The organism is Pseudomonas sp. COR18 (assembly GCF_048568395.1).
Lineage (GTDB): Bacteria > Pseudomonadota > Gammaproteobacteria > Pseudomonadales > Pseudomonadaceae > Aquipseudomonas > Aquipseudomonas fuscovaginae_B.
On the sequence record NZ_CP183808.1, the window covers coordinates 573,099 to 584,217 of the forward strand.

General features: G+C 60.3%; 11 protein-coding genes, 1 other RNA gene and 1 pseudogene. 6 read left to right on the forward strand and 7 right to left on the reverse strand.

All coding sequences use genetic code 11. The annotated features are described in order from the left end of the window. Nucleotides 1-5: 5 nt before the first annotated feature. The 4 genes from ACM62G_RS02585 to ACM62G_RS02600 all read left to right on the forward strand — a co-directional run bounded on the left by ACM62G_RS02585 (nt 6) and on the right by ACM62G_RS02600 (nt 3,399). The gene (locus ACM62G_RS02585) at nt 6-881 is read left to right on the forward strand and encodes a LysR family transcriptional regulator (protein ID WP_419736635.1); all 876 of its coding nucleotides are present in this window, start codon (nt 6-8) and stop codon (nt 879-881) included. A gap of 84 nt (nt 882-965) precedes the next feature. Further along, nucleotides 966-1,868: a DUF2167 domain-containing protein gene (locus ACM62G_RS02590; protein ID WP_054063896.1), complete on the forward strand. Its 903-nt coding sequence runs from the start codon at nt 966-968 to the stop codon at nt 1,866-1,868. Nucleotides 1,869-2,029: 161 nt separating this feature from the next. Beyond that, nucleotides 2,030-2,575, forward strand: a complete 546-nt coding sequence (locus tag ACM62G_RS02595) for a kinase inhibitor (RefSeq protein ID WP_273824112.1) — start codon at nt 2,030-2,032, stop codon at nt 2,573-2,575. Between the two features lie 2 nt (nt 2,576-2,577). Further along, nucleotides 2,578-3,399 (forward strand): helix-turn-helix transcriptional regulator, encoded by an 822-nt coding sequence (locus tag ACM62G_RS02600; protein ID WP_419736636.1) that lies wholly within the window; start codon nt 2,578-2,580, stop codon nt 3,397-3,399. A gap of 138 nt (nt 3,400-3,537) precedes the next feature. Here the strand turns inward: ACM62G_RS02600 and ACM62G_RS02605 are convergent, their stop codons facing one another. From ACM62G_RS02605 to ACM62G_RS02615, 3 genes and pseudogenes are all read right to left on the reverse strand, one after another. Next, a complete protein-coding gene (locus tag ACM62G_RS02605) occupies nt 3,538-3,846 on the reverse strand; it encodes a YciI family protein (protein ID WP_273824114.1) in 309 nt (102 codons plus the stop codon). Nucleotides 3,847-3,872: 26 nt separating this feature from the next. Then, a pseudogene (locus ACM62G_RS02610) lies at nt 3,873-4,501 on the reverse strand (FMN-dependent NADH-azoreductase). A gap of 57 nt (nt 4,502-4,558) precedes the next feature. Beyond that, nucleotides 4,559-5,392 (reverse strand): alpha/beta fold hydrolase, encoded by an 834-nt coding sequence (locus ACM62G_RS02615; protein ID WP_419736637.1) that lies wholly within the window; start codon nt 5,390-5,392, stop codon nt 4,559-4,561. A 127-nt stretch (nt 5,393-5,519) separates the two neighbouring features. On the opposite strand from ACM62G_RS02615, the gene ACM62G_RS02620 reads away from it, so the two are divergent. Beyond that, a complete protein-coding gene (locus ACM62G_RS02620; RefSeq protein ID WP_273824116.1) occupies nt 5,520-6,518 on the forward strand; it encodes a GlxA family transcriptional regulator in 999 nt (332 codons plus the stop codon). A 553-nt stretch (nt 6,519-7,071) separates the two neighbouring features. Then, on the forward strand, nt 7,072-7,551 hold the full coding sequence (locus tag ACM62G_RS02625; RefSeq protein ID WP_419736638.1) for a hypothetical protein: 480 nt from the start codon (nt 7,072-7,074) through the stop codon (nt 7,549-7,551). A 691-nt stretch (nt 7,552-8,242) separates the two neighbouring features. Here the strand turns inward: ACM62G_RS02625 and ACM62G_RS02630 are convergent. From ACM62G_RS02630 to ACM62G_RS02645, 4 genes are all read right to left on the reverse strand, one after another. Then, nucleotides 8,243-8,740: a DUF4411 family protein gene (locus ACM62G_RS02630; RefSeq protein ID WP_419736639.1), complete on the reverse strand. Its 498-nt coding sequence runs from the start codon at nt 8,738-8,740 to the stop codon at nt 8,243-8,245. After that, nucleotides 8,737-9,873 (reverse strand): ImmA/IrrE family metallo-endopeptidase, encoded by a 1,137-nt coding sequence (locus tag ACM62G_RS02635; RefSeq protein WP_419736640.1) that lies wholly within the window; start codon nt 9,871-9,873, stop codon nt 8,737-8,739. The genes ACM62G_RS02630 and ACM62G_RS02635 overlap by 4 nt, the downstream gene beginning before the upstream one ends. A gap of 315 nt (nt 9,874-10,188) precedes the next feature. Beyond that, nucleotides 10,189-10,285: signal recognition particle sRNA small type (ffs, locus tag ACM62G_RS02640), an RNA gene on the reverse strand. A 347-nt stretch (nt 10,286-10,632) separates the two neighbouring features. Then, nucleotides 10,633-10,947 carry a DUF6124 family protein gene (locus ACM62G_RS02645; protein ID WP_419736641.1) on the reverse strand — a complete coding sequence of 105 codons (315 nt, stop codon included), beginning with the start codon at nt 10,945-10,947 and terminating at the stop codon, nt 10,633-10,635. Nucleotides 10,948-11,119 lie beyond the last annotated feature (172 nt).

The following is an 11,119-nucleotide window of genomic DNA, read 5'->3' on the forward strand; positions in this document are numbered from 1 at the left end:
GAATCATGGAACTGGCGCAAATGCGCATGGTTAAAGCCGTTGCCGAAACCGGCAGCATCGCCCTCGCCGCGCAACGGCTGCATTGCGTGCCGTCCAACATCACCACGCGCATCAAGCAACTGGAAGCCGAACTGGGCACCGAACTGTTCGTGCGCGCCGGGCGCGGCCTGAGCATCAGCCCGGCCGGACAGATTTTCCTGGAGTACTGCGCGAAGATCCTCAACCTGGTGGACGAAGCCAAGCGTGCCGTCGACGCCAACACCCGCCCTTGCGGGACCTTGCGCATTGGCGCCATCGAGTCCTGCGCGACCGTGCACCTGCCGGCGCTGCTCGCCGAGTACCACCAGTCCTACCCCGAGGTCAGCCTGGAGCTGATCACCGGCACCTGGACGCAGTTGATGGAGGACGTCCGCCAGCGCCGCCTCGACGGCGCCCTGGTGGCCGTCGACATACATCACCCGAAAATCGCCAGCGCTGCGCTCTACCGCGAGAACCTGGTGCTGATCAGCGCCGCCAGCAGCCCAGCGATCCACAGTGCCCATGACCTGCTGGGCCGCACCCTGATCATGTGGCCCAGCGGCTGCCCCTATCGCGCTGCGCTGAAGAACTGGATACAGGAACACGATCGCAACCCGCCGATCGCCAGCTATGGCAGTTGGGGCACCATCATTGGCTGCGTGAACGCCGGGGCCGGCGTATCGCTGGTGCCGGAAGGCATCCTGCGCCGCTTCGAGCAATCGACGGGGCTGGCGACCTATCGTTTCGACGAACTGACACCGGTGCAGAACAGCTTCATCTGGCACAAGGAAACCACCCGCCACCCAGCCCGAGAGGCCTTCGCCCGGCTGTTGCAGGAGCGCCTGGAGACCACGCCGCAGTAGGCTGTGGATACGACAATCTGGCGATTGACCAGTCCTTTCGGTTATCCTGCCCGACCAAATTAATTCAAAATGTAAGGGACTACGATGAAACACCTGCGCCAGTTGTTGGTGGCAGTGTTGCTCAGCGCGACCACTTTGCCCGCCATTGCCGCCAACACCCCCGCGCCTGCGCCAACCGCCAGCGAGCAGCCGCACCAGACCGCCGAACAATGGCTGGCCACCCTCAAGCAACAGCACGGCAACATCACCCTGCCCAGCGGCATCGCCACCCTGCAGCTCAACAACGAGTTCTACTACCTGTCGCCGGACGACACCGAGCGGCTGCTGACCGAAGCCTGGGGCAACCCGCCAGGCCACAAGACCCTCGGCATGATCATCCCGACCGCCGTCAGCCCGCTGGCCGACAATGGCTGGGGCGTGATCATCAGCTACAAGAACGACGGCCACATTTCCGACGATGACGCGGCCAAGATCGACTACGCCGACCTGCTCAAGCAGATGCAGGCCGATGACGAGGAAGACAACAAGGAGCGGCGCAAGCAGGGCTACGCCGGCCTGACACTGCTGGGCTGGGCCGAGCCCCCGAGCTACGACCAGGGCACCCACAAGATGTACTGGGCCCGCGAGCTGAAGGCCGACGACGCCGACCAGACCACCCTGAACTACAGCATCCGCGTGCTGGGTCGCGAGGGCGTGCTGGAACTCAACGCCGTGGCGGCGATGGCCGACCTGCAGACCATCAAGCAGGAAACGCCGAAGATCCTCGCCTTCACCAACTTCACCGACGGCAATCGCTACGCCGACTACGACGCCAAGACCGACAAGCTGGCGCCGTACGGCCTGGCCGCCCTGGTCGCCGGCGGCATCGCCGCCAAGGCCGGCCTGTTCGCCAAGATCGGCGTAGCCCTGCTGGCCTTCAAGAAGTTCATCATCCTGGGCCTGGTGGCCATCGCCGGCTTCCTCGGCAAGCTGTTCAAACGCAAATGATCCCTCCGGCAGCCCGCCTCCCGCTGTGGGAGCGGGCTTGCCCGCAGAAGCCCTCACCCTGACACTACCCGAGCGTTTCGGCACAACACCCGAGCGCCCCGGCACAACACCGGCTTGCGCCACCCCATAGACTCGCCTTTCCACCCAAAGACGAGACGCCCATGAAAATCCCCTTCCTCCTCGCCGCCCTCACCATGAGCGTTGCCGCCCAGGCCGCCGACTTCACCGTCAGCAGCCAGGACATCAGCGACGGCAAGCCACTGACCAGCCGCGAAGTCTTCCAGGGCTTCGGTTGCACCGGCGGCAACACCTCGCCGCAACTGGCCTGGCAGAATGCCCCGGCGGGCACCCAAAGCTTCGCCATCACCGCCTACGACCCCGATGCTCCGACCGGCAGCGGCTGGTGGCACTGGACCGTGGTCAACCTCCCCGCCACCACTCATGAACTGCCTTCCGGCGCCGGCAGCAAGGGCGGCCAGTTGCCCGCAGGCGCCGTGCAGGGGCGCACCGACTACGGCCAACCCGGCTTCGGCGGCGCCTGCCCACCGCCAGGCGATAAACCGCACCGTTACCAGTTCACCGTGTGGGCCCTGAAGACGGATAGACTGCCGGTCGACGAACAGTCCAGCGGCGCCCTGGTAGGCTACATGCTCAACGCCAACGCCCTGGGCAAGGCCACCCTCACCGCCACCTACGGACGCCCGTAACCATGCACGCACCTGCCGGCCCCCAGCATCGCGAAAGCCGCCTCGGCACCAGCGTAATCCAGGCCCGCCAGCCCCATGCGCTGCAGCGGGTGCCGATCTTCGTCACCACCCTGTGCCGGATTCGCCAGGGAGAAAAGCTGATGAGCTGGGACGACCGGCAGATGCGCGTAGGCTCCAGGCACCTGATCCTGCTGCCGGCGGGGCGTGAACTGGCGATCAACAACTTTCCCGGTACGCAGGGTTACTACATCGCCGACACGGTGAGTTTCCCCACGGAACTGTTACGCGCCTTCAGCGCCCGCCACGGCCAGCAGATCAACGCCCTGCCCGCCCAGGTCGGCCCGCAGGAACTCTGCGTACCACTGGACCGGCACATCACCGGTGCCTGGGAAAGCCTGCTGGAAGCCATCAACACCGACGCGCCGGAGGCCTTGCGCATTCATTACGCCGAAGCGGTGCTGCTGGCGCTGACCCTGGGCGGCTGGGCCGGCCCGGTACTGCTGGACCGCCGCGACCCGCTGTGCGAGCGCGTGCAGCAGATCGTCATGAGCGCTCCGGCACGGGACTGGACGGTGGCCGATGTCGCCGAACGCCTGCACCTGGGGGCCTCGACCTTGCGGCGCCAACTGGCGAACGAGGACGACAGTTTCAGCAATATCCTGGAAAACGTCCGGCTGGGCATGGCGCTGCACTGGCTGCAGACCACGCCAAGGCCGATTGGCGAGATTGCCGCGGCGAGCGGGTATACCTCGGCGTCACGCTTTGCGGTGCGGTTTCGCAAGCATTACGGGTTGTCGCCGAGGGAGTTGCGGGCGGCAATCTAGGCTATGTACGAAATCGCTTGAAACTTGGTTATGCAGCGTTAAAAACCGGCTCGGAATGCTCATTTACTCCAGTAAACTCCGCTTCCTCGCCGGTTTTTGCCTTGCCTAACCTGCGTTTCAAACAATTTCGTACACAGCCTAGACCGCCCTGGCCTCCGGCGCCCACTGCTCGGGAAAGCTGCTGGAACGGATCGCCGGCTCGCAGCAGCGAATGTCGAAAGTCACCAGTTGGTAAACAACGAACGGATCCTCGGCCAGCATCCGCTCGATATCGGAAACACCCTCTCCCTGCGCGAGGATGAACCCGCCGCCCTGCTGTTGCAGTGGCCCGGCCACCAGGATGCGGCCGGCCTTGATGAACTGCACCAGCCAGTCCTTGTGGGCTTCCAGATGGGCCTTGACCTGCTCGATCGGACGAATGTAGCTCAGCGTAATGGCAAATAGCATGGGTCTATCCTCATCAAGGTGTGGAGTCAGGCGGAAACCGGCAAACCGCTCAGCACATCGGCAATGGCCAACCTGGCCCGTGTGATCCCCTGCTGTCGTACCTGGTCGCCTTTCGACGCCCCTTCGGCACGAACAAACTGCACATCGCCAATCCCCAGGAAACCGAAGAACGCCTTGAGATAGTTCTCCTGGAAGTCCATGTGGGCGAAAGGGCCTTGCGCATAGAAACCGCCGCGCGCCGAAACCACGATCACCCGCCTGCCGGCCGACAGGCCAACCGGACCGTTTTCCGTGTACTTGAACGTGCGCCCCACCTGGGCAATGCGGTCCAGCCAGGCCTTCAACTGGCTCGATAGCGAAAAGTTGTACATGGGCGCGCCGATCACCAGCAGGTCGCTGTGCAGAAACTCGGTCACCAGCGTTTCGGAAACCTGGTGCTCGCGCACCGTGGCCTCATCCCACTCGCCGCCCCCGGCTGCCGGAACCCGGCGGCGATGGCACCGTTCAGGTGACGGACTTCGTGCTCGGCCAGGTCGCGGTACGTGACCCTGGCAGTGGGATGGCGGGCACGCAGTTGCGCCACAAGCTCGGCAGACAGCTCGCGCGTCACGGAGCCCTCGCCCAGGATGCTGGAGTCGATATGCAGAATGTTCATTCACACCTCACGTTCATCGGTTGGGTTATCCCGTTCTCCAGGTTTCCCTGAAACGGCTCACTGGCCGGCTTCCCTTGCCGCTCGATCGATCAAACCGGCCACTGCATCGGGGTGGGAAAGCAACGACAGGTGGCTGGAATCGACTGAAGTGATCCTGGCACCCATTCGCTGGGCGATGGCTTGTTGCACATCAGGGCGCAGGGCCTGGTCGCTTGTCGTCTTCAGGTACCAGCTCGGCTTGTCGTGCCACGCCGCATGCCGGACCTTGCCACCAAAGCTGGCGACGGCGATCGGTTGCTGGGTCGCGGCCAGCACCCGCACCTTATTCAGCGGCAGGTCAGCGGCCATCACTTGCTGGAACACCTGCGGATCCTCCAGCCAGATCAGCCCCTCGCTGTCCGGCGTCAGGCCATCCATCGGCGCCTTGAATTTTTCCAGCAGGTCCGCCACCGATTCGCCGCTGTCGGGAGCCAGGGCGGAGAGATAGACCAGGCCTTTGACATTGCTGGCATTACCCGCCTGGCTGATCACCGCGCCGGCCCAGGAATGCCCCACCAGCAGCACGTCGCCCTGTTGCCGCCGCAGGACGCGCACGGTGGCGCCGACATCGTCGGCCAATGAAGTCAGGGGGTTCTGCACCGCCGTAACGTGGTAGCCCTTGGCTTGCAGCCGGGAGATAACCTGCGACCAACTGGAGCCATCGGCAAAGGCGCCGTGCACCAGCACGATATTGCGCACACTCCCCGCAGCGGGTGCGGCGATGACCGGCGCGCCGCTGAAGAGCACCGTCAGCCCGACCGCGGCTGCCAGGCGCCCCAGCCATTTGAAAGAGTGAGGCCCATTGCCAACCTGAAGCCTGGTGGAACGATGTGAACACATGAACCCATTCATGACGCAGTGCCTTGATCCGTTGATGGGAGCCAGTCTATCGAGGCACTTGCAACGACAGCAGATGGCAAACAAGCCATGTTTCATGCAAAACTCGCCAAACCTGTCACCTCACCGAGCCACCTTTCCCATGCGCATTGCGATTGTCGCGGTAGAAGGCAGTTTGCTGTCTGCGATCACCGGCCTGGCCGATCTGTTCTGGATCACCAACCAGGCCCTGCGCTCACCGCCGGAGGGAACGGTGGCAAGCCTGCCGGATCCAGGCCGGATGGAATTCCAGACCACCATCGTCAGCGCGGATGGCCAGGCGCTGCGCGATCCCCAGGGTCGCCTGATTCCGGTGGACGGTTCATTCAATGACTTGGCCCGGTGCGATGTCGCCCTGGTCACCGGCATGGCGCTGGGTGCCGACAAGTTGCCGCCGCTCTCGGACTCGATTCGCCAGGCGGCGGGCTGGCTCAAGGAACGGCATGAAAATGGTGGGCTGGTGGGCGCAGCCTGTGCCGGCACCTTCGTGTTGGGCGAAGCCGGACTGCTTGATGGCCGACGCTGCACCACCACCTGGTGGCTGCACCATGCCTTCAAGCAGCGTTTCCCCAAGGCCCGGACCGTGTGGGGCACGGCGGTCGAAGAACAGGATGGCATCATCACCACCGGCGGCCCGTTATCCTGGGTCGACCTGGCGCTGCATGTCATCCGTCGCCAGGCCGGCCCGGCGGTGGCCAAGTTGGCGGCCGATGTTTCGGTGGCCGACAGCCTGCCGCTGCCCCAGGCCATCTATGCGCCGCGAGGTTTTATCAACGCGGCCGATCCCCTGCTGCTTCAGGCCGAACAGATCGTCCGCCATGCCCATCCGGGGATAACTGCCGAAGGCTTGGCCAATGCCCTGAACCTGAGCGAAAGAACCCTGCACCGGCGCCTCAAGGAACTGAGCAACGAGTCGCCCAAGACCTTTATCACCCGCGTGCGCATCGAAACGGCCTGCGTGCTGCTGGAAACGCCGGGGGCCAGCGTCAAGCAGGTGGCGCTCAAGTGTGGGTACAGTGAGGAAACCTCGTTCCGCCGAGCTTTTATTCAACTGACAGGGATGACGCCAGCGGATTACAAGCGCTGGGCGAGTGGGCGTTAAAACAGCCAGATGGCGCCCCCCACTGTGGCGAGCGAGCTTGCCCACGCTCGGCGGCGTAGCCGTCGTAAATCGGATTACGCCGAAACCGCAGGGATAGTCTCACCTTGAAACCCGGAAACGCAAAAGCCGCCATGATCGGCGGCTGTCTCCAGTTTCAATTCCGCGCGCAACGCAAAGAGGGTTTTCCAATGCCATTGCCTGGGAAGACTGGCGAGCCTCTGACCTGAATATCTGATATTTGTACTCATTACCACGATTCTTTGACATGACCAACCGACAAGAGCTTTCTGACTTTTATGATGATAGCGTCCTAAATCGCATTAATAGCCCAGAAAAGGATCAGAAACGTTACAGACCTCTAGCGGTCATTGAAGCACACCGAAACCAAAAAGAAGATTTTTTCAAACTTCTCTCTAGATCGTTTTTGCCACCCTTTTCTCAGATTATTTCAGAAAACCCCTACAATACTATAAGACAATAACTAGCCCTGATCTGGGCATATCAAGGCAACTTTCAAGTCCTGCTACTTAGCAACTGAGAAGTGAGGCCTTCAATGCAAATCGACAGAACATACAGGATAGTCGTTCATCGCGGCGTGATCTTCGACATCAGCGAATTCACCGTCAGGGAGGACAACCGCTATCAGCTCAACACGCTCCATTTTGCAGCCGTGAGGCGGCACAACTATCAGATTATCGAGAAAGTGAAAGAATTGTACGATCGCATGCAGGCCAGGCACCTAACTTGCGTCATGTCGGTCGCCATTTCAAAGCCTTTGAATCGAGACCAGGGCGATATGCTAAACGATCAGCGCTGGACGGTAACCGGCGTGATTTCCGGAACCGTCGGCTTCGCAATTGGAAAAATGACACACCCATTGGTAGCCCTACCAGCACAAGTGGGAACTGCCGCTTTCGTAGCCAATCGCCTGCCGCGCTATCACGCAGGTGATGTGCTGATAGCCCTGGACGCCAAGGTCCATGGGGGTATCGGGCCACAGCACTCGTCCATCACCTTGATAATCAAGAGTTGAGGTCCGCCATGCTCGCCCCCCCAGAGCAGCTCGCGTTGATGTTCGTGATAGCGTACGTAGTTGACCGGTGGATAAAACCACCTCGATGGCGCAAGTGGCTTGGCATCCTATTGGCGCTGGCAGGATTGCTGAGCGTTCTGTTCCCAACGGGCTGGCTGCCTCATAGCGATGTGCTGATCATGTGGAAGACTTTCGTCATGGTTACGGGGGCTTTGCTTTTTTCTCGCCGTAACCTTCATGTCGAGCAGCCATAGAGGCTACGACATGGGCCTGCCCGCGCCCTGGAATAAGTGATCGAGAAATAGATTAGTCGCGCTTTCGCGCATTTTCGCGTTGCCGCAGATCAGGACGCCCATTGCGTTTTTCAGGAAGCTCGCCCGCCCTCCAAAGCAACACCAACTTAACTGCCACCCTTTCTGACCAAGACCCACTAGTATCCAATGGGCATTATTTTAAAATATGTATTGCTTCCGTCCCCCTATCTAACCGCCTCAACTCAACCTGAGGTTCACGACCAAATTTATATATAAAATATTCATCTGCGCCCTCAACCTTGTCCATCTCGATGCACATAGCCACGCATCAAAATTCATCACTATAACTTAGGAGCGCAAGAGAGACAGACTGAAATGGGGAAATATTCATTTTGACTACCTGCCACAATGAAAACAAACCCTTACCGGTTCTATACTTAGCGCGGCAAAACGAATCGCGCTTCCAGCTTATGCAGCAGCTCAAATGTATTCATATAGGAGATACCAAAATGCTTACACACGTTTGGAATGATGAATTTGCGCTTGGCATCCAGGTTCAGGACTTCATGGGTAACTACAATGGCGCCAGTACATAGAGCTTTGGCAATCAGCCAAGGATCGGCACCAGCCAGAAACTCATCCAGGGCACCTACTTTCATCTTGGGCGCTTGATCTGCAACGTGTGTGGCGATCTGAATGTAAGCGGCCTGCGTAGGCTCGTCGCTGATGGCCTGGAAGAAACCTGAGTTACGGGCAGTCCACGTCGCCAGATCGTCGTTACCCTTGGAAAGCTCATCCTTGACGGAGGTTATGCTGGCTAGCTCCAGTGTTTGATGCTCTCGGAGCAACCAGTCCCAGAAAGCTGGGCAGATGCTCATGCCGTAGTATCGATTCTTGGCTTCGATGAGAGTATTTGCGTCAAGTAAATGTTTCATTCCGTGAGCTTATCGGCAAGTTTCCTTAGTTTGGCCGGTTGCACGCCGAGGAGAGAACCCGCATCGCGCAGCAGAAGTCGACCGCTTAGTGCTTCATTCACTACTGCCCTGCTCAGACGCGCGCTGTTCTTCGCAGTAGCGTTACGGTAGTAGTCTCCAGCACCGTCTTGCTTGTCCTGAAAGGCCTTGAGCACGAGCCGATAGTACGCACTGTACTGAAGAGCAGTGATGTAACCGAGATCAAGCGCTCGCCGGCCTATTGCCAATTTGCTTATGTGAAAGCGGGCCGATAGCGGAGCCAGGTTGTCCTCCCAGTCGATCTCTGTGTTCCACACGGTTCGAAACAGCTCTTCCGGAGCCAGGAACTCCCCGGCTACCGCGTTACAGAAGCGCTCTTCTTCTCTGCCGGTGAAGCTGTTTCCATCAGAGACGCCGCTGCTACCAGTCCAAATGTGCGCCAGCTCATGCATCAAAGTGAAGAGGCGTGCAGATGGGGCATCCGAGCTGTTGATGAACACCACAGGGGCATAGGCGTTGCTAATGGCAAAGCCTCGAAATTCACTGACCTCCAACTTTCGGTGAGTGTTGCCGAGAGCGATTCCACTGCGCATAACCAATATACCAATCCTCTCTGCGGCCTGGATCAGGGCACGACTGTACTTGTCATAGTCAAGGCGCGATGCGTCCGGGTTTACACCAAGCGTTGCGCGCATGTCTGCTACCACTGTGGTTACCGCAGATCGGTGGGTGAATCGACCCACAAAGGGCAGCGGCACATGTTCTTGGTCTTGAAGATACTCGAGATACCAGTCCTGCTTGCGGATTGCATCCTTTACGGTGTCCAACAAGTTGAGGCTAGGGTGTTCGGGCACCGAGCCTCCCACCGTTCGCAAGTCCGGTAGCGGCAGTTCTTCAACAGGTGGCTGCGGCAGGAACAGGAAACCAAATGGAATGTGAGCGACGTTTGCCCACTTCTGGGCCTGCAGAAAGGTGGGCTTTGCTTGGCCTGCCTCCCACTTCTCAACGCTCTCACGCTTCACTGGCAGCTTTTGCGCAACCTGCTCCGTGGACAGGCCAGCGCGCTGGCGAGACCAGGTAAGGAGATCGGGGTTAACCAGGGCAGCTTGGGTCATGGGGATGCAGGCAAATCAGGATTGGTTGAGGGGCGCTCTACATAACCATAGGCTAATAAATCTAGCCGTATCCGGTTGTGGCGATCTGGCATGCCTTTTCTCCTTGGCTCATCGCAGCGCTCTCTCGGGGGAGTTGAACTGTACGTTATTTGTAGATGACGTGTTCGTCAACGCGATAGGTGGCACGTCGCGGCGGACGGCGAGACAGCAGTAGATACCAAGGGGAGATCGGCACAGATCTATCAGTACCCGCACCACAAGCGTGGCAAGGTATGAAAGCCGTTGGGAGTTAGATATGCAGGGAACTGGAGGCAACCCCACCAGCCACACCCCGGCACACAATGTTCCCGCTGTGGCTGCTCCCTTCCGGGCCTGACCAGGTTGACGGGTAATCGTTGCGGGGGGACCGATGGGGTCACCATGACAACACTCGCCTGGCAGCGAGCCGCGCCATTGTACCTGGATAACGGGAAGTTACAACCGCCAGGTGCTGTAAAAATTCGATGGGGGTCAAGCACTTGTCTGTTTGGGGCAGGCCGGAAAGCATCGGCACCCGGACAGGCGGCAGAGATGTGGGAGGCTCCAGGGTCGTCAGCGGTACTTGAGGACCTATTCGCGGGCAAGTCGGGTCGCCGCACCGCCGGCTCCTACAGAAAGGTGTCGGGCCAACGCGTGTGAACGACGCGGTGCTGTAGGAGCGCGGCTTGCCCGCGAATGGGCCGGCAAGCCCTACTCCACCCTTGGAACCTGGCACCAAGGTCAGGTGGCTATCTGTTTTGCATCCAGAAGCTCGTCGACGCGGACCTGGGCCAGGTCGACCAGGTGCACGACGCCCAGGGCCAGTTTGCGGGTGGTGCCTTGCAGGTGATCCGCGCATTCGTAGGCGGTCGCGGAGGCGGATTGGAGGATTTCGTGGATTTGGGCCAGGGTGTCTTCGGCCGCCGGCGGTTCGCGTCGTGAGCGTCGCCTGGTCAGGGAGGAAAGTTCGTAGTGGGCGAAGGCTCGGTCGACGGCGCGTTGGCCGGCGGGGGATGACAGGTCTTCGGCTGGGGGGTTGGGGGTGATCTTGAACATGGTGATGCTCCTTAATGCCAAATGGAGCCACCACCGTTCGCTTGCACACGAAAGAAGGTGGCAGCTATACGCGGGTGTGCAAGACCGGTGGCAAAGGAGCATTCCCGGCAGATCCCGAAGATCTCCCACGTACAGCCGCCATAACACAAGACCCAGACACCGAGATGCCTGA

Bases quoted from the DNA above. Each gene is read 5' to 3' on its own strand.
- ACM62G_RS02615 (WP_419736637.1), bottom strand. From the start codon at position 5,392: ATGAATGGGTTCATGTGTTCACATCGTTCCACCAGGCTTCAGGTTGGC.
- ACM62G_RS02620 (WP_273824116.1), top strand. From the start codon at position 5,520: ATGCGCATTGCGATTGTCGCGGTAGAAGGCAGTTTGCTGTCTGCGATC.
- ACM62G_RS02635 (WP_419736640.1), bottom strand. From the start codon at position 9,873: ATGACCCAAGCTGCCCTGGTTAACCCCGATCTCCTTACCTGGTCTCGC.
- ACM62G_RS02590 (WP_054063896.1), top strand. From the start codon at position 966: ATGAAACACCTGCGCCAGTTGTTGGTGGCAGTGTTGCTCAGCGCGACC.
- ACM62G_RS02595 (WP_273824112.1), top strand. From the start codon at position 2,030: ATGAAAATCCCCTTCCTCCTCGCCGCCCTCACCATGAGCGTTGCCGCC.
- ACM62G_RS02600 (WP_419736636.1), top strand. From the start codon at position 2,578: ATGCACGCACCTGCCGGCCCCCAGCATCGCGAAAGCCGCCTCGGCACC.
- ACM62G_RS02645 (WP_419736641.1), bottom strand. From the start codon at position 10,947: ATGTTCAAGATCACCCCCAACCCCCCAGCCGAAGACCTGTCATCCCCC.
- ACM62G_RS02625 (WP_419736638.1), top strand. From the start codon at position 7,072: ATGCAAATCGACAGAACATACAGGATAGTCGTTCATCGCGGCGTGATC.
- ACM62G_RS02585 (WP_419736635.1), top strand. From the start codon at position 6: ATGGAACTGGCGCAAATGCGCATGGTTAAAGCCGTTGCCGAAACCGGC.
- ACM62G_RS02630 (WP_419736639.1), bottom strand. From the start codon at position 8,740: ATGAAACATTTACTTGACGCAAATACTCTCATCGAAGCCAAGAATCGA.
- ACM62G_RS02605 (WP_273824114.1), bottom strand. From the start codon at position 3,846: ATGCTATTTGCCATTACGCTGAGCTACATTCGTCCGATCGAGCAGGTC.